Origin of the sequence: Paenibacillus nuruki (assembly GCF_963311185.1) — a bacterium.
GTDB lineage: Bacteria > Bacillota > Bacilli > Paenibacillales > Paenibacillaceae > Saccharibacillus > Saccharibacillus nuruki.
On the sequence record NZ_OY725677.1, the window covers coordinates 2,247,387 to 2,266,049 of the forward strand.

General features: G+C 39.7%; 14 protein-coding genes. 1 reads left to right on the forward strand and 13 read right to left on the reverse strand.

The window, feature by feature from the left end; genetic code table 11:
• Positions 1-37 precede the first annotated feature (37 nt).
• The 9 genes from recA to yfmF all read right to left on the reverse strand — a co-directional run bounded on the left by recA (position 38) and on the right by yfmF (position 9,712).
• Complete coding sequence (gene recA, locus RCP16_RS09745) at positions 38-1,105, reverse strand: recombinase RecA (protein WP_069327319.1); 1,068 nt, start codon at positions 1,103-1,105, stop codon at positions 38-40.
• Between the two features lie 316 nt (positions 1,106-1,421).
• Positions 1,422-2,693 (reverse strand): competence/damage-inducible protein A, encoded by a 1,272-nt coding sequence (locus RCP16_RS09750; RefSeq protein ID WP_069327320.1) that lies wholly within the window; start codon positions 2,691-2,693, stop codon positions 1,422-1,424.
• Between the two features lie 170 nt (positions 2,694-2,863).
• The gene (pgsA, locus tag RCP16_RS09755) at positions 2,864-3,451 is read right to left on the reverse strand and encodes a CDP-diacylglycerol--glycerol-3-phosphate 3-phosphatidyltransferase (RefSeq protein WP_069327321.1); all 588 of its coding nucleotides are present in this window, start codon (positions 3,449-3,451) and stop codon (positions 2,864-2,866) included.
• A 128-nt stretch (positions 3,452-3,579) separates the two neighbouring features.
• Positions 3,580-4,068 carry a YajQ family cyclic di-GMP-binding protein gene (locus RCP16_RS09760; RefSeq protein ID WP_069327322.1) on the reverse strand — a complete coding sequence of 163 codons (489 nt, stop codon included), beginning with the start codon at positions 4,066-4,068 and terminating at the stop codon, positions 3,580-3,582.
• A gap of 128 nt (positions 4,069-4,196) precedes the next feature.
• Positions 4,197-5,243, reverse strand: coding sequence for a helix-turn-helix domain-containing protein (locus RCP16_RS09765; protein ID WP_308642314.1), 1,047 nt, complete (start codon positions 5,241-5,243; stop codon positions 4,197-4,199).
• 36 nt (positions 5,244-5,279) lie between these two features.
• On the reverse strand, positions 5,280-6,047 hold the full coding sequence (locus tag RCP16_RS09770; protein ID WP_069327324.1) for a DUF3388 domain-containing protein: 768 nt from the start codon (positions 6,045-6,047) through the stop codon (positions 5,280-5,282).
• Between the two features lie 322 nt (positions 6,048-6,369).
• Positions 6,370-7,098 (reverse strand): elongation factor P 5-aminopentanone reductase, encoded by a 729-nt coding sequence (gene ymfI / locus RCP16_RS09775; RefSeq protein WP_069327451.1) that lies wholly within the window; start codon positions 7,096-7,098, stop codon positions 6,370-6,372.
• Positions 7,099-7,142: 44 nt separating this feature from the next.
• Complete coding sequence (gene yfmH, locus RCP16_RS09780) at positions 7,143-8,426, reverse strand: EF-P 5-aminopentanol modification-associated protein YfmH (RefSeq protein WP_069327325.1); 1,284 nt, start codon at positions 8,424-8,426, stop codon at positions 7,143-7,145.
• 2 nt (positions 8,427-8,428) lie between these two features.
• On the reverse strand, positions 8,429-9,712 hold the full coding sequence (yfmF, locus tag RCP16_RS09785) for an EF-P 5-aminopentanol modification-associated protein YfmF (RefSeq protein WP_069327326.1): 1,284 nt from the start codon (positions 9,710-9,712) through the stop codon (positions 8,429-8,431).
• A gap of 395 nt (positions 9,713-10,107) precedes the next feature.
• Between yfmF and RCP16_RS09790 the strand changes: the two genes are divergently transcribed.
• A complete protein-coding gene (locus RCP16_RS09790) occupies positions 10,108-11,184 on the forward strand; it encodes a stalk domain-containing protein (RefSeq protein WP_308642315.1) in 1,077 nt (358 codons plus the stop codon).
• Between the two features lie 153 nt (positions 11,185-11,337).
• On the opposite strand, the gene RCP16_RS09795 is transcribed toward RCP16_RS09790, so the two are convergent.
• From RCP16_RS09795 to dapG, 4 genes are all read right to left on the reverse strand, one after another.
• Positions 11,338-14,142, reverse strand: coding sequence for an FtsK/SpoIIIE family DNA translocase (locus RCP16_RS09795; RefSeq protein ID WP_308642316.1), 2,805 nt, complete (start codon positions 14,140-14,142; stop codon positions 11,338-11,340).
• A gap of 171 nt (positions 14,143-14,313) precedes the next feature.
• Positions 14,314-15,993, reverse strand: coding sequence for a ribonuclease J (locus RCP16_RS09800; RefSeq protein WP_069327328.1), 1,680 nt, complete (start codon positions 15,991-15,993; stop codon positions 14,314-14,316).
• Between the two features lie 498 nt (positions 15,994-16,491).
• Positions 16,492-17,370, reverse strand: coding sequence for a 4-hydroxy-tetrahydrodipicolinate synthase (gene dapA, locus RCP16_RS09805; RefSeq protein WP_308642317.1), 879 nt, complete (start codon positions 17,368-17,370; stop codon positions 16,492-16,494).
• A 54-nt stretch (positions 17,371-17,424) separates the two neighbouring features.
• Positions 17,425-18,663: an aspartate kinase gene (gene dapG / locus RCP16_RS09810; protein ID WP_069327329.1), complete on the reverse strand. Its 1,239-nt coding sequence runs from the start codon at positions 18,661-18,663 to the stop codon at positions 17,425-17,427.

Here is an 18,663-nt window from a genome sequence, read left to right on the forward strand (position 1 = left end):
GCGCTACAGGATTTAAGCATATATCATCTTAAAGTGATTATTCAGTTGCTTTAGAGAATAATTCTTGCTCTTCAAGACTTTCTTTTTCTTTTTCTTCAGCTGATGGTTCTTCAACCACTGTTGTTAAATTGCTAGATACACGAATTTTTTGTTCAATGATATCTGCAATGTGTGGGTTTTCTTTCAAAAACTGCTTAGAGTTCTCGCGACCTTGACCCATACGCTCACCTTCGTAAGAGTACCAAGCACCACTTTTGTTAACAATATCGTGTTCTACACCAATATCGATCAAGCTACCTTCTTTGGAGATACCTTCTCCGTACATGATATCCACTTCAGCTTGTTTGAATGGAGGAGCCACTTTGTTTTTAACAACTTTGATACGTGTACGGTTACCGACAACATCGTTACCGTTTTTGATTGCTTCAATACGACGCACGTCTAGACGTACAGTAGAGTAGAATTTAAGTGCACGACCACCAGGAGTTGTCTCAGGGTTACCAAACATAACGCCAACTTTTTCACGAAGCTGATTGATAAAGATCGTGATTGTTTTGGATTTGCTGATTGCACCAGACAATTTACGCAATGCTTGAGACATCAAACGTGCTTGCAAACCAACGTGAGAGTCACCCATTTCGCCTTCGATCTCTGCTTTTGGTACCAATGCTGCTACAGAATCGATAACAATAATATCTACAGCGCCACTACGTACAAGAGCTTCCGCGATCTCTAGACCTTGCTCACCTGTATCTGGTTGAGATAATAATAGCTCATCAATATTAACACCCAAGTTTTTAGCATATTGAGGATCCAAAGCATGCTCTGCATCAATAAATGCTGCTTGTCCTCCAGCTTTTTGAACTTCAGCAATAGCATGAAGCGCTACTGTTGTTTTACCTGAAGATTCTGGTCCGTATATTTCGATAATACGTCCTCTTGGCATACCGCCTGTTCCCAAAGCAATATCTAAAGCAATAGATCCACTAGGAATAACTTCAACTTGCATATGAGTGGATTCTCCAAGTTTCATAACCGAACCTTTACCAAATTGCTTCTCTATTTGACGAAGCGCCATATCTAACGCTGCACGACGATCTGACAATAAACTCACGTCCCTCTTCTTCTTATTTATACTCTAATTATACTACTTTTTTTCTCATTTGCCAAGCTTTTTTCGAACATATATTCGTCTTTTTGGTATGAAATCATTACTTAATTACATTTATTGGTAATAAATAATGATTTCAAATAGATGCATGTATTTCTTGATTTTGGGTCTATAAACATAAAAAAACCGCAACAAATAAATTTGCTGCGGTTCTTCCGTCTACGGTTATTTTAGCATAATAGACGTAGGAATTGCAATAAGCTTCATGGGCTCTTGTACGTCTGATGCAGGTTGTTTTATTTAAAATGTACTATTTTACAGATTCCTTCTGAAGTTCACTTAAACGAAGCCACAAACGGTACAGAATACTTTTGGCAGCCCGAACACGGATCGATTCACGATTACCACGGATATTCAATTCAAATACCTGTGTAGGTTGATTGCGTTCTGCTAGCCCTACATATACCAAACCTACAGGTTTGCGTTCTGAAGAACCTGGACCCGCTACACCGGTAATCGATACAGCAAAGTCTGTATCTAATGTTTTTCTAGCTTCATCTGCCAGAACTTCTGCTACTTCTGGGCTAACTGCTCCTGGAGCATTCTCGCCTTCTAGTAACTCATGAGGGACATTTAGCATTTTTTCTTTCATTTCATTGGAATAGCAGACGACTCCACCCATAAATACATTTCCGCTTCCCGGAATAAGAGTTAGATTTTGCATCAGTAGGCCCCCTGTGCAACTTTCTGCTGCAGTTAGGGTTAACTTCATACCTGTCATCATTAATAAAATTTGTTCTTCTATACTTATATTTTGATCAGCATACATATGATTAGGCAAACGATCACGAATCTGAGCTTCCATATTTTTCAGCTTGGTCATCGCTTCTTTTTCTGTAGCTGCTTTGGTGGTCAGACGAATAGTCACTTCTGCTTCTTTGGCATAAGGTGCAATCGTAGGATCACTCTGAGCACTGATCAGATCAATCAAGGCATCTTCAAGAGCAGATTCACCAATACCTGCAAATTTAAGCATTTTTGAATAAATAGGATGTTCATCTGTGAGCACATGCTCAAGAAGCCAAGGTTTCGCTTCATTTTCAAACATCGGTTGTAATTCTTTGGGAGGTCCTGGTAGAACGATATAATATTTCTCTTTATCTTCAATCGCAATTCCTACAGCCAATCCTGTAGAATTAGCAAGCACATGACTGTTTTCAATCACAAGAGCTTGGCGACGATTATTTTCAGTCATTGTAATGTCTCTGCCTTCAAAAAAGCTAGCGACTTTCTCCATAGAAGCTGGATCAATATAGATTGATCTTCCTAAAACTTCAGCTAATGCATCTTTGGTCAGATCATCTTGAGTGGGTCCAATTCCGCCCGAAAATAAAATAACATCTGCGCGACTGCTTGCAAGTTCAATCGCTTGTTTGAGTCGATTTAAGTTATCTCCTACTACAGTCTGATAATAAACATCTATTCCCATATAGGATAATTGTTGAGATAAATATCTGGCATTCGTATTAGTGATCTGACCTAGTAATAGCTCTGTACCTACTGCGATAATTTCTGCTTTCATTACAAGTGCCTCCTTATTATTAGGGTTGCTCTGTGATGTAAATGCTTCGAAATGAATACAAAGTACTGTGACTATGGCAAAAGTAAGCGGCAATAGAGAAAACCCTATCGCCGCTTACACTATATTACTTGTTATATCACCTATTTTCTGATGAACAGAAACAGGTTATTTTAACTGGAAAAATGAAGTAACGATTTATTTTTGACAAAATAATCAATACCGGAATAGATTGTGATTAGTGTAGCTGCCCAGATCATAATCTCCGCAAATGGAATACCTAGTAAAGCAAACGGGAAATTGTTGATCATTAAAGCAGAGATCGCTATAATTTGTGTAATCGTTTTGGCTTTGCCCCAATTACTAGCTGCAACGACTTTGCCATCCAATAATGCGATTTGACGAAGTCCTGTTACTGCAAATTCACGACTAATGATAATCACAACCATCCATGCTTCACATTTACCAAGAGCCACCAATGAGATCAATGCCGCAGATACCAATAATTTATCAGCCAAAGGATCGAGTAACTTCCCTAGATTGGTGACTAAATTACGACTGCGTGCAATATGTCCATCAATGCCATCTGTACTTGCTGCAATAATAAAGATCAAAGCCGCAATAAGATCGTTGTAACTAACCTCAAAAGATGCTCCAATTTTTAAAAGCCCTTCTCCAAACGAAAAATTAACGAGCAGGAACAACATCATCACCGGTACTAAGAAAATACGGGTAAGCGTTATGCGGTTAGGTAAATTCATTGTGTATCCTCCTTACTGCATCTATTTTCAACAGCGAACCAATGATATGTAATTGCTCCCGCCTGCATCTTTTGTTTCATCTTTTTACTGCCTCCATCAATTCGATCACAACCATGGTGATACCTGATTTATTTCATATTCGTGAATTGAAGATCCACAGTAAGATCTGCTTTGCGAAGCAATTGGATTACTGCTTGCAAATCATCTCTATTCTTTCCGGTAACCCGAATCTGATCGCCTTGAATCTGACTTTTCACTTTCAATTTTGCATCACGGATTAACGTATTGATTTTTTTGGAGTTTTCTTGATCAATACCTTGTTTTAATTTGAGTCGTTGACGAACCGTTCCCATCGACGCAGACTCTATTGTTCCATAGTCTATATTTTTGATAGGCAATCCTCTTTTGAGCATTTTGGATTGCAAAATATCAATCAAAGCACCTAACTTATAATCATCATCAGAAACCACAACTAATGTTTCCTTTTCTAACGTTAGAGTACTTTTACTTCCTTTAAAATCAAAACGACTTGCTAATTCTTTCTCTGTTTGCGTAATCGCATTTGTCATCTCTTGCATATCCATTTTCGAGACAATATCGAATGAACTCTCTGCCATGTGATTTCCCCCTTTTAGGTAAAATTATAGAATATATGTTGTTACAAGTCTAATGGCACAAAAAGGACATCCTTAATCTGCTGTCTAATGGCAGCTTGAAGGTATGTCCTTTTTTGTGTGACTAACCATTAATTTCCGCTTGTCTCTGTAGTCGTCGATTCATCTGTTGTCGCATCTGTAGAAGAATCTGTCGATGTACCCGTAGAATCCGTAGTTTCTGTAGCCGGAGCTTCTTTCACTAATTTCAAAACAATACGTGAAGTTGCTTTACCATCTGTGATCGGTTGTCCATTGATTGTAATATCGGTAGCTGGAGAATTACCAGACTTGATATATAATCCTGTATCCGCTAGATCGTAAGAAAGGTCTTGTCCACTTTCCGTATTATTGAAAAATAAACGTTCTCCGCTAGAATCTGCTGATTTGTATACTTCAAGCCAACTTTGACCCGTTGCTTTGATACTAACTTTAAGCGGTGTCGTACCTGTGTAATTCACATTAAAAATAGTGTTTCTTCCTTCTTTACCTGCTTGTGTAATCACAGGTTGAGAAGCTGTATCTGTAGTCGTTGTAGGATCTGTAGCTTCTTCATCCGTACCCGTTGCTTCAGGTGTAGATTGTTCTTGATCTGTACCTGCTCCAGTCGGTGGTGTTGTCGTTGTACTTTCTGGAGTTGTTGTTTCCGGTTTAGTTGTTGCCGGTGGTGTCGTGGTCGTTGGTTGTGGTGTCTCTTGTTGTTGACCTTTGTTATTTGTTGCCACTTCAGGAGCACCGTTATCTGTACGCACTACAAAAATGTAGACCAATACGACGATCAATAATGGGAATATCCACATCAATGTTGTTGATAACCATTTACCGCTTCGTCCTGATCCTGAAGATGTTCTTCTTGCCGCTCGCCTTTGTTGCACTACCGGTTCCATCACTGCTTCTGTTTCGGTCTCTGGAACATCGTCTTGATGCTCTTGTAACAACTCGTCCGCACTAAGACCTACCGCTTCCGCATACGTTTTAATAAATGCACGTACATAAAAACTGCCTGGAAGTACTTTAAAATCTCCTGCTTCAATAGCTTCCAAATAGCGTTTACGTATTTTGGTCATTTCTTGCACATCATCAAGTGATAAACCTTTCGCAAGGCGGGCATCCCTTAACTGCCGACCTAGATCTGACATACTATTACCTCCTGGTTATAATGTTTTTGACTTTTTTTATATATCATCCGCATAACTTTCCGTGAATGTATCATAGACGATCTCTTCTCCCGGATTGTTGCGCAATTCAATAATAATGTTGAAATCACTGTACTCATAATCAGATTCCCGCACAAAAATATCGGGATGTTCGATCACTTTGGTACTTGGCATCGCCATGATATCTTGAAGCAATTGGTGATGACGTTCATTGGAACGAATCGTACTCACAATTCCATCGATAATAAAGATGTTGTTTGGATTGTTCTCCTCTTCAGATAATTGACTACGTACCGTTTGTCTAAGCAAAGTCGAAGATACAAATGTCCACCGTTTCATCGCACATACGCTACCTGCGATAATCGACTCTGTTTTGCCGACACGTGGCATTCCACGTAAACCGATAATCTGATTGCCTTCACGCTTAAATATTTCACCAAGGAAATCAACCAACAAGCCCAGTTCATCTCTTGTAAAACGGAATGTCTTCTTGTCATCCGAATCACGCTCAATATAACGTCCATGACGTACAGCTAGAATATCAACAAGCTTGGGTTGACGCAAAGCCGTCACTGTAATATTGCTCACTTTAGCGAGCATATCGCCAAGCAAACGAATCTTCTCATCATCATCTGTCTCTAATAGCATACCACGGGTCTTACCCTCTACACCATTAATGGTCAAAATGTTAACATTCAGCATACCCAATAAAGACGCCACATCTCCCAATAGACCAGGACGATTTTTATGTATCCTGTACTCCAAATACCACTGTTTTAGTTCCACGTTCACCTCTAACCTTTCTATCGCATGAATACTTTATAGCCCGAATCCTATGTCGATGGATCAAACATTTATTTTTACAACGGTGCTACTATATAGTCATCAAAGCAGATAGTCTGTACGAACTCCGACCCTTTTCTGCTGTTCAATGCAAAGTCATTAACACGTTAATGATATATAAAATAAAATAGAAAGGCAAGAAGCAGACAGTAACAACTTCGTCATCACTGAAACTACACGATTATATCATGATATGAATAGGAGCTTCTATATTTAAATATAGAAGCTCCTTCATCATATTAAACATCTTACGTCCTTAACAACCTCAAGTCAAAAATCCACCATTCGGGCTGACTACTTGTCCCGTCATATATCCCGATTCAGGCAACGCCAAAAAGTAAACCATCGAAGCAATTTCATCTGGTTCAGCAATTCGTCCTGCTGGAATCTCTTCTTCCAACGATTCAATTTCCGAAGGTTCCAGATGAGCAATCATCTCTGTACGCACTACACCCGGCGCGATCGCATTCACAGTCACACCAGAGGGCGCTAGCTCTTTGGCTAACGCTTTGGTAAAAGCATTGATTCCACCTTTACTTGCTGAATACAACACTTCACAAGAAGCGCCTGTGATCCCCCAGATACTCGACACATTAATAATACGTCCATACCGTTGATGGATCATATGCGGCATAAAAGCTTGAGTACAAAGAAAAACACTTTTGAGATTGGTAGCAATCACATCATCGAAATCTTGTTCTGTCATATCAGTCAACATTCCATAATGAGCGATACCTGCATTGTTTACCAGAATATCAGGCAACATGTCATGCTGTTCCAACTTTTCACGCATCCGCTTAATCTGTTCCATACTGCGTAAATCTGCTGCAATAGTCAGTACTTTTACACCGTAATCCAGACAGACACGAGCTACATCATTCGCTTCTTCATGCGAACTGCGATAGTGAACAGCGACATTCATTCCAGCCATCGCAAACCGTTTGGCTGTTGCAGCCCCTATCCCTTTACTTGCGCCTGTAACCAAGACCGTCATTTGTGAAAAAGGCTTGCTACTTGCTGCTACAGATGGGGGCTGATTCACGGACTAACAACCACCGAGACAGCTAGCTGATCCCAGTTCATATGTTCACGCAAACGAGCATTTACATCTTCAACCGTTAATGATTCGTAGATAGGAAGAATATCAAAGAAGTCACTATCACGGAAACGATTACGTGTAAATTCATGTGCAATACTTTCTGGAGAATTTAACATTCGCAAGTATCCACCGATTTTTTTACGTAAAGCTCGATCAAATGCATCTTGACTAAAGCCAGTAGCAACCACTTTATTAATCTCTTCTTGCAGACGTTTGACAAGTAGCTTAGGATCACGGGTATCTCCACCCATCATCGAATAGCCATATTCGGTTGTACTGCTATAATCACTTCCGAAATCATCTGAAATCAATTCTTCGTCATACAAAGTCTGATACAACTGCGTACTGTTTCCTAGCAATAGATCGAGCATAAGCTTGGTTGTTAATGTACGACGTTGTAGAGCTTCACCTGTAAGACCATTTTTGACTTCTTTCAGACCTAGTAGACATTTAGGCTCTGATACAGGCAAGCGAACTTCGTGCCATGCTTCTCCTACAGCTACAGGTTCTTCTTCAAAGAAACGACTGATTGCACCTTGTGGTTGGTAATCTTTCGCTTTTTGATTCGAACGTACTTGCTCCATAACTGTAGCAGGATCAACTCCACCTACTACGAATAGCATCATATTCGAAGGATGATAAAACGTGTTGTAACACTCGTACAATGTATCTTTAGTTATCGTACTAATCGATTCAATCGTACCTGCAATATCGATGCGTAATGGATTTTTTTGATACATAGCTTCAAGCAATCCATAATACACACGCCAGTCTGCATTATCTTGATACATTTGAATTTCTTGACCGATAATACCTTTTTCTTTATCTACATTTTCTTTGGTAAAATAAGGATTCTGTACATAATTCAACAATGTTTCTAGATTATCTTCAATCTGTTCTGTTGCTGAAAATAAATATACAGTCTGCTCAAAGCTAGTAAATGCGTTAGCAGAAGCTCCTTTAACTGAAAATTTAGAAAATACATCCACACCATCAGGTTCTTCAAACATTTTATGCTCCAAAAAGTGAGCAATACCATCAGGTACTTTAACTTCTTCTTGTCCTTCTACTTGGAAATGATTATCTACAGAGCCATATTTGGTTGCAAATGTAGCATATGTTTTTTGAAATCCTTCTTTGGGAAGCACATATACTTGTAGTCCGTTATCCATTGTTTCGAAATATAATGTTTCTTGTAAACGCTCATAGCGGATGCTTTCCATAATTATGCCTCCTTCTGTTCTGTCGTAAGGAAATAAATCGTATCCAGTGTCAATACACTTGCCGCAGTCTGGATCTGCTCTTTTGTAACCGATTCTACTTCAGACAATAATTGCTCTACCGGACGATCTTTATCTGCAAAACGTCCATTGAAATCATAACCGATCATTTGATAAGCAGAATCACGAGATTCTAACAAATCGTTGCGAATCATTGCTTTGGTCTGACTGATCTCTGATTCACTGATTTCACCAGCTTGCAGAATAGCCAATTGTTCTTTGATAATATTTAGTGCTTTATCAAAGTTCTGTATTTCAATACCTGATTGGATCGTAGTAATTCCTTTGTAAGGATCAAATCGTGAACCGACATAGTACGCTAGACTTTCTTTTTCACGTACATTGGTAAACAATTTGGAATGAGGGAATCCACCAAGAATACCGTTTGCTACCCATGCAGATGCATAACGGTTATCTCCATAAGTAATCGGTGTGCGTAATCCCATGTTCAGTTTACCTTGACTGATTTCCATTTTTTCAACAATATGTTTAACTTCTGCACCAGCAGAACGTGGAATAGATATTTTGTAAGCATGTAAGGTATTGGTTTTGCGAGCAAATTGACTACTTACAAGCTCTAGAACCTCATCTAACGTAGTATCGCCTACCACATACAGATCCATCGTGCTATTTTCAAGCCATTGCTGGTAGCGTTCATAGACGTTAGCACCGTTCAATTGATCTAGATCACTAAGTTGACCCAGTGCATTTAAGCGGTAAGGCTCATCTTTACACATTTCTTGAATACAACGTTCAGCTGCATAACGAATTTTGTCATTCACTACAGACTCTAAGCGTTTACGAACATTCTCACGCTCAGCAGTCACATATTTTTCACGGAATGCATTATTTTCAAGCACAGGATTAGTCACTGCATCGCCTAAAAACGAAATACTTTGTTTTAACAGCGACTCATCTGCGGATACAAACGAATCATTGATCGTATCCATACGGAATTGCACCATTTGATAATCGCCTTTTTTATATACGTCAAATCCAAAGCCTGCACCATACATATTTTCTAAAGCTTCACGAAATTGTGTTGTTTCTGGATACTTGGCTGTTCCTCTACGCAAGATAAAAGGAATCAAAGCTGTAGGAGTAACTGTATCTTCTGCAAGGGGGGTTCCCATATAAAGTGAAACGGCAAATGTTTTGAATCGTGTCGTTGGCATTACATGTACACGTATTCCATTCACTTCACCGCGTTCGAATCCGGTCTTATTCAACGTCAAAACTCCTTTATCAAGCCAATTTGGTGATACTCTAACTCTACTTATTTTATACTAATCGAAATACAAGAAGCAAACGAGATGACAGGTATTTCGTTATAGCGCTATATGAGTCAAAGTATTCAAAAAAGCCATTGGGTTTCTTTCACCCCTCCATCTGTGATAAAATTTAGTCTCTGATGAAGGAATATAGACGGTCTGATGTCGAATTTCTGGAGATCAGCAGATTTAAAGCAACATATTTTGGATACACTTCGTCATACTATATGAGGAATGGTCATGCTCAGTCTATCTGGCAAAACAAGCAGTATTATCAAGGGGTCATACTTTAGATTGCGTATAGTAAAAAAGTATATCTCCAAATCTAGAAAAAAAGGAGCTCGACGAACAACATGAAACTAAGAAAAAAACCTGTGATTATTGCTACTGTGTCCGCTCTTGCTATTTCCGGCAGTATTTTTGTAAATAGCACATATGCTTCTCAAGCGACCAAGCAACTCAAAGCGATGTACAACAACATTAAAGTCATTTACAACAACCAAGAAGTGACTGTAGATGCTAGCCAAGAACCTTTCATGGTTAACGGTACTACATACATTCCACTTCGTATGATGGGTGATGTATTTGATAAAAAAGTAACTTGGGACAATACGAACAAAATCGTAAATGTAGCTGACAAAACAACTCAAGTGCCTCAAACAACTGTAGATACGTTAAATTCTCAAATCCAAAATCTACAATTACAATTGAATACAGCAACAGCGCAAAACACTACAAAAGATACAACGATTGCTCAATTGCAAGCGCAAATCACAAGCTTAAACACTCAAATTACAGATTTGAAAAACAATAATACGAGCTCCAATTCAAACAGCACAACATTGAATAAGTTACAAACAACACTTAACAATTCTTATGCTGATTACAAAGGTACAAGTGCTAATATTGAATTAACAGGTAATTCAGACAAATTGAAAGTGAATATCAAAGTCACTGAAAGTGTATGGAACGATTTGTCTACTTCGAACCGCAGAACATTGTTACAAAATATCGTAGATGCTATTCATGACAACAGCACTTATGATGAAGCTACAGTAACAGGAACCGTAGTTAACAAAAACTCTATTAAATTGCTAACTTTCTCAACCAATAGCAGTAACAGTATCATTATTGGTTCAAATGTTGATTTAAGTACAGTTCAAACTACATTGAATAACGACTTTGGTACGTACAAAGGTGTTAAATTGTCGATTGAATTGTCTAACGACAACGATGAAGAAATCGTATTCCGTATCTATGCTAACAAAGGTGATTGGAATTCATTAACTTCATACCAAACCAATACATTGTTCAATAGCGTTGCTGAAGAAATTGATAGCGCGTATAGCAATATGAACAAAAAGATTTACGGATTTGTGTATGATAGCTCCAACAAAACAAGTATTTTAGAGCGTTACAACGGTTCATAAGATTTCGTTCGTTGAACATCTAATACGCATAAAAAGAAGCGCTACTCGCTAATACTTAGGAGTGGCGCTTCTTTTTATTTATTATTAAGGGTAGATGAGATGATAAATCCACTCTGGGATAGATCATCTCTTGCACTATCTGTTCTACATCGATTATGAATTGCTAGCTAACTTTTGCTGATATTGCTCAATCGTAATCAAGACTTCACGAGGCTTACTGCCCTCATAAGGACCTACAATTCCATGAGCTTCTAAAGAATCGATTAGACGTGCTGCACGAGTATACCCTACTCTCATGCGTCGTTGTAATAGAGATACCGAAGCTTGCTTACCTTCTACTACAATCTGCACAGCTTGATCATACAATTCATCCAATTGTTCATCCATGTTATTCACCGTATCGTCGATTTCAGGAACCAAGTCTTCTACATACTGCGCATCTCCTTGACCACGACAGTAGGCAACAATCGCTTCTACTTCTTCGTCAGACATAAAGGCTCCCTGTACACGAGTCGGTTTGGAAGAACCTACAGGCATAAATAGCATATCCCCGCGACCAAGCAATTTCTCCGCTCCACCCATATCCAGAATAGTCCGTGAGTCGATCTGTGAAGACACACCGAATGCGATCCGTGAAGGAATATTGGCTTTGATGACCCCTGTAATAACATCGACTGAAGGACGCTGAGTTGCAATAATCAAATGAATACCTGCTGCCCGCGCCATCTGTGCTAAACGTGCAATTGCATCTTCCACATCTCCAGCAGCAACCATCATCAGATCGGCTAACTCATCGACAATCACCACGATATAGGGTAAAACAGCAGCTGGATTATCTTTCATCAGATTATTGTAGCCTTCCATATTACGGGTACCTGATTTGGAAAATAACTCATACCGTTTTTCCATTTCGACAACGATCTTTTTCAGTGCTAATGAAGCACGTTTGGGATCAGTCACGACCGGTGCTAACAGATGCGGAATCCCATTATAAATATTCAACTCTACCATTTTAGGATCGACCATTAAGAATTTGACTTCATCTGGCTTCGCTTTGTACAAGATGCTTGTAATAATACCATTAATACATACAGATTTACCTGAACCTGTGGCTCCAGCTACAAGTAAATGGGGCATTTTAGCCAAGTTCCCTACAATCGTCTGTCCTGCGATATCTCGTCCGAAAGCAATAGACAATTTGGCTTCTGACTCTTGGAAAATCGAAGTTTCCATCACTTCACGCATAGTAACCATCGCCACTTCATTATTCGGTACTTCTATCCCTACAGCGGCTTTACCTGGAATCGGTGCTTCCATCCGAATATCTTTAGCAGCCAGTGCTAATGCGATATCATCGGTCAATCCTACGATACGGCTTACTTTGACACCTACATCAGGTTGCAGTTCATAACGGGTTACTGCTGGTCCACGAACGACTTCAACGACTTTGGCACGTACTCCAAAACTTTCAAGTGTAGTCTCTAGCTTACGTGCAATCACCATATAGTCATTTTGATCATTAGCAGTACTAATATTCTTCGGCTTCGCTAATAAAGCAAATGAAGGCAATTTGTAAGGCTTAGGCTGTGGTACAGGCGGAGGCACGATCGTGCTACCTTCTATTGCTCCTGAAGCAATACCGGAACTCTGCTGATCTTCTACAGCGTTATTAGTCTCAGATTCTATTGATTCTGTATCTGTATTGGTTAGATCTTCTTCTACCAGATGCAACGGCGTGACTACCTGTTCATTCTGATCTGCCTGAAGAATAGCTGTTAAAGCTTCTGTTTCTATATCTGTTGATAAATGATCTGTAGTCGCATGTTCGCTATTGTATTCTTCTTCACTCTGCTCTCCACGTTCATACTGCATTTGTGCAAAAAAGTCACGGATAATCGGAGGCTTTTCAGCTAGTGATCCTTCGGAATCTACATTATCCCAAATATCACTTTCTGGCGTAGATGCTACAGCAGGTGAAGTCGATAGACTAGCTTGTTCATCAAGCTCGGTTTTTGCAGATAATCGACTTTTCGATCGAGTAGGCATAGCAGTCACAACAGATGCGGTTGCAAGTCTAGCTTCTGCTTCTTCATACTGTGCATCAATCGCAGCATATTGATTTTCTTCTGCTTCTTCGGTTTGACGCTTACGTTTCCAAGGAAAAAGACTAGACTTGGTACGTGGTGCTTCCTCTTCTTCGTCTTCTAGCTCATCTTCATATGCTTCCATCTCTGCTGCTTCTGCTGCTTGCAGTTCACGTTCTTCTTGACGTTCTGCTTTGGCAATCTGCATCAGTTCTATCTTTTCCTGACTCCATGAAGAGAATTGTCTAACATGCAAACGAATACGTTGTACTAGATCAGCGACCGACAACTGAGTAATCAGCATCAGACTGATAATTACCATAACCGTAGCAATAAGTTTTGTTCCGATCACGCCGAACAACATCATAAATAACCACATCTGGACAGCACCAATATAACCACCTGCTGTTTGTCTTGCTGGCAACGAAGTTAATTGTTCTGCTGGCACATACATTAAAATACTGATCAGTGTAGCTGCACAGGTCAATAATACCAATCCAGATAATCTGCCGTTCCATCCTCGTGGCCATTTTCGTCTTAGCATAATAGCCAGTCCAATATAAATACCTACCAAAGGTAATACGAAATAGACTTTGCCTAAAATAAAGGCTGTTATGTAATGCAGAAATTCACCCACTGCGGCTTGTCTGGATAACGCAATCACCGAAAATGTAATCAAAATAATACCATAGACCTCATATTTTAATGTCGCCCAAGCGGATACTTTAGCTTTGGTATTTCGCTTCCGAGCAACAGGTTTGCGCTTGGTTGTCGTTGTTGTTTTCCGAGTCGCTGAAGAAGTTTTGGACACCACTTTTTTTCGTGGTGAACTTTGCGCTGACTTGGATTTCTGGGTTGTTGTAGGCTTCGCCATCTGTCACCACCTCCGATGCACTATTATATCATATACCAAGCAAATTGAGACGATTTCGCTCTCTAAAAAAAACGCAAAACCCCCGTTCATCACATGGGACCGTCCAATATACCATGTGATGAACGGGGGCGACTGGTTGCCTCTTACCCGTTTATTCTATATTTCATGAACTCAGACTTCCATAATGATCGGAAGGATCATAGGTCTACGGCGCGTTTGCTCATATAAGAAACGACCAAGAGAGTCTTTAACACTTGTTTTAAGTGAAGCCCACTCATTAACACGTTCGCTCATTAAGCGTTGCAATGTGCTTGTTACGATGCGGTTCGCTTCATCCAGCAATCCTTCAGATTCGCGAACATATACGAATCCACGAGAGATGATGTCTGGTCCAGATACAATCTGTCCATCTTGCTTGCTAAGCGTTACGACAACAACAAGGATACCATCTTGTGACAATAGTTTACGATCACGAAGAACGATATTTCCTACATCACCTACGCCTAATCCATCGATTAACACGTTACCAGAAGTGACTTTACCGGCTTTGCGTGCTACTCCACCTTGAATCTCAACAGTATCACCAATATCAATCATAAAGATATCTTCTGGAGCAATACCTACAGCTTCACCTAGTAAAGCATGTTTACGTTGCATACGGTGTTCACCATGAATAGGAATAAAGAATTTCGGTTTCATCAAGTTAAGCATTAATTTAAGCTCTTCTTGTGATCCGTGTCCTGATACATGGACGCCTGAGTTAGAACCACTGTAGATAACATTTGCACCTAAGCGGAACAATTCATCAATCGTACGTCCGATATATTTTTCATTACCCGGTACAGGTGTAGCTGCAATAATAACAGTATCTCCCGGTAAAATATCGACTTTGCGGTGTGTCGAACGGGCCATACGTGTAAGTGCTGACATCGGCTCGCCTTGACTTCCTGTAGACAGGATAACTACACGATCTGCTGCCATTTTGTTGACTTCTTCTGGCTCGATAATCATACCATCTGGAATTTCAAGGTATCCAAGATCAGAAGCGATTCCTACTACATTTACCATACTTCTACCGATAACTGTGATCTTACGACCTGTTGCAGCAGCAGCGTTAACTACTTGCTGAATACGGTGAACGTTAGATGCGAATGTAGCGACAACTACACGTTGTGTTGCTTTACGGAAAATATCTTCTAACACAATACCTACATTGCGTTCTGAAGGTGTAAAGCCTGGTTTTTCAGCATTTGTACTATCGGATAGTAGTGCAAGAACACCTTTACTACCAATTTCAGCCATACGTTGCAAGTTAGCGAATTCACCATTTACAGGCGTATGATCAAATTTAAAGTCACCTGTGTGTACAACGTTACCTTCTGGAGTAGCGACACATACACCTACAGAATCAGGAATACTATGGTTCGTACGGAAGAATGTAGCAGTGAGGGTGTTACCTAATTTAAGCTCTGAATCTTCATTGATCAGAATACGTTTAGTTTCGCCAAGCAGATTTGCTTCTTTCAGCTTGTTCTCCACTAATCCAATCGTTAATTTGGTACCGTATACAGGTACATTTAAATGTTTCAATACATATGGCAAACCACCGATATGATCTTCGTGACCATGCGTCAAAATGATAGCACGTACTTTGTCACGGTTTTCTGTAAGGTATGAAATATCAGGGATAACGATATCGATCCCTAGCATATCTTCCTCTGGGAATTTAAGACCTGAATCAATTACGACAATGTCATTACCATATTGAATGACGTACATATTTTTACCAATTTCACCAACGCCGCCCAAAGCAAAGATCGTCAGTTTTTCGTTATTCGTTTTTTTCGACAATGTTATCTAGACCTCCTATAAGTATTGGACGTATTACTAAATATTTTTAAACAAATTTAATGTGTATATACAATAATTACAAAACTTTCGATAAAGGTGGGTTCCTTTTTCAAAACGGATATCTATCAAACCGTTTCGATTCCGCAAGGAATCAGCACCCGAAAGCTTTATCGGTTCGTTGACCGTCTGCTGAGTTGCACAAATACTCTGCCTGACAAAGTATCCATTCAGCAAACCTCTATTTCTTTATACCGCACCCAGTCACTTGAGATTATTATACATGATTAAAAAACAAAAACACAAGTCATGTTTGCTTGAGTCTGCTAAAGCCTTTATAAACTGCCCTGTTTCATTCAAATTTTATCTATTCATTTCCAATATTTTATTTCTAGCTTCTTATGTATGCGTAAAAATTTATCACTTTAAAAATAAAAAAGTTGCTCCTAATTAAGAGCAACTTTTTTATGTCTAGAACGATTATATGATCGATCATCTACTTTATACAAATAATTGATCGATAAATTGTTGTTCTTGATCGGTAGGCGGTAATAATGGCAGTCTAACGTTACCATTACCAAAGCCACGTTTAGATAGTGCATATTTCACCGCAGATGGATTAGGAAGCGGCTCAGGGCTTTCAAATAACCCTTTGAAAATAGGGAACAGCTTTTGATTCAGCTTAGCTGCTTCTACAGGACGACCTGCAAGATAAGCTTCGATCATATCAGTCATTTCTGCACCTACCACATGACTAGCTACACTGATAATACCATGAGCCCCTACAGCCAGAGCAGGTAAACCTGAAGAATCATCACCTGAATAGACTTGGAAGCCTTCTGGCGCATGAGCAACAATCTGGGTAACTTGTTCAAGTGAAGCACATTCTTTGGTTCCAACAATATTGGAAATTTCGGCAAGCTTAAGTGTTGTTGTTACAGACATACTTGTAATTGTACGACCTGGAACATTGTACATAATAACTGGCAGTTCTGTAGCTTGAGCAATCACTTTAAAATGCTCATATATACCGGCTTGATTAGGTTTGTTGTAATAAGGAACAACAATCAATACACCGTCTATGCCTAATTTGGAAGCTTCCCGGGTCAAATGTATCGAATGACGTGTCTCATTACTACCTGTTCCAGCGATAATTTTACATCGTCCTGCTGCATGTTTAACCGAAAACTCAAACATTTGCAGTTTTTCTTCATCGCTAAGTGTAGGCGATTCACCGGTTGTACCACATACTACTAATGATTCTGATTTTTGAAAATCAATTAAATAATCGATTAATCTTGCTGTAGCATCCCAATCAATCTCATCTTGTTCATTAAAAGGGGTAATCATCGCTGTCATTAATCTTCCAAAGTCTACCACTCTATTTCCTCCTTCAAATACGGAGCTATCCGATGACCTGTATTCAGCACATGATTATAGATGCAATTGGAATTGAGAATGTAGTGCGCGAACAGCTTGCACCATATCTTCTTTTTTCACAAGCACCCATATGGTTGTATTCGAATCGGCTGATTGCAATATCGGAATATTTTGTCCTGTCAAAGCAGCTACAATTCGAGCCATAATTCCAGGTACTCCATTGATTCCGCCACCGATCACAGAAACTTTCGCGCAACCTGATAATCCTGTAGGTTGCAGACCCATTTCTTCTAATACTGCAAGTGCACGTTCTGCTTCGCTATCAAATACAGTATATACAGCTCCAAATGGCGTTACATTAATAAAATCAACACTAATACTATTTTCAGCCATCGCTTGGAACACTTTCAATTGAAGATGTTCGACACCTTCTTGTTGACCGACTGTAATCTGTGTAACGTTATTCACATAAGCGATACCTGTAACTAGGCGATCAACAACACCTGTTGGTGTATCTGCAAAACGTTCAGATTGTGTAACAAGTGTGCCTTCTGTATCTGCAAATGTAGAACGTACACGTACAGGCACTTGAGCTTGCATTGCAATCTCTACAGCACGAGGATGAATCACTTTGGCACCTTGATGTGCCATATTACAAATCTCGTTATAACTAACATAAGCAAGTGGCTTGGCATCTTCTACAATACGTGGATCAGCCGTCAATATACCATTAACATCAGTATAGATATCAACCATATCGGCATGTAGTGCTGCTCCAAGCGCTGTAGCCGAAGTATCACTTCCACCACGTCCTAATGTGGTGAGATCTCCTGCTTCACTTTGTCCTTGAAATCCTGTAACGATCACGACTTTGCCACTATCCAGTTCACGACTTACACGATCTGGACGTACAGCAAGAATACGTGCATTCCCAAAATTATCATCGGTAATAAATCCAGCCTGTGCTCCAGTCAGAACAATCGAAGCGATTCCTTCACTGTTTAAAATACCGCTTAACGTGACTGCCGAAATCATTTCTCCGCATCCCATTAACAAATCACGTTCACGTGGAGAAGGGATACTGCCGTTAAGCACAGTACTTTCAAGCAATGTATCGGTGGCATAAGGATCACCACTACGTCCCATCGCTGAAACTACGATTACGAGCTTGACCTGCTCGGCAAGCTCACGTTTGATATGACGAAGTACATGGACTCTCGCTTCAGGTGTAGAAAGCGAAGTTCCTCCAAATTTCTGCACTAAAATATTTTGCTTTTCTACCACAGTAGACAT

Excerpts from the sequence above, each read along its gene's own strand:
- RCP16_RS09750 (WP_069327320.1), bottom strand. The coding sequence starts at position 2,693 with ATGAAAGCAGAAATTATCGCAGTAGGTACAGAGCTATTACTAGGTCAG.
- pgsA (WP_069327321.1), bottom strand. The coding sequence starts at position 3,451 with ATGAATTTACCTAACCGCATAACGCTTACCCGTATTTTCTTAGTACCG.
- RCP16_RS09760 (WP_069327322.1), bottom strand. The coding sequence starts at position 4,068 with ATGGCAGAGAGTTCATTCGATATTGTCTCGAAAATGGATATGCAAGAG.
- RCP16_RS09765 (WP_308642314.1), bottom strand. The coding sequence starts at position 5,243 with ATGTCAGATCTAGGTCGGCAGTTAAGGGATGCCCGCCTTGCGAAAGGT.
- ymfI (WP_069327451.1), bottom strand. The coding sequence starts at position 7,098 with ATGACGGTCTTGGTTACAGGCGCAAGTAAAGGGATAGGGGCTGCAACA.
- yfmH (WP_069327325.1), bottom strand. The coding sequence starts at position 8,426 with ATGGAAAGCATCCGCTATGAGCGTTTACAAGAAACATTATATTTCGAA.
- RCP16_RS09790 (WP_308642315.1), top strand. The coding sequence starts at position 10,108 with ATGAAACTAAGAAAAAAACCTGTGATTATTGCTACTGTGTCCGCTCTT.
- RCP16_RS09795 (WP_308642316.1), bottom strand. The coding sequence starts at position 14,142 with ATGGCGAAGCCTACAACAACCCAGAAATCCAAGTCAGCGCAAAGTTCA.
- dapG (WP_069327329.1), bottom strand. The coding sequence starts at position 18,663 with ATGTCTACTGTGGTAGAAAAGCAAAATATTTTAGTGCAGAAATTTGGA.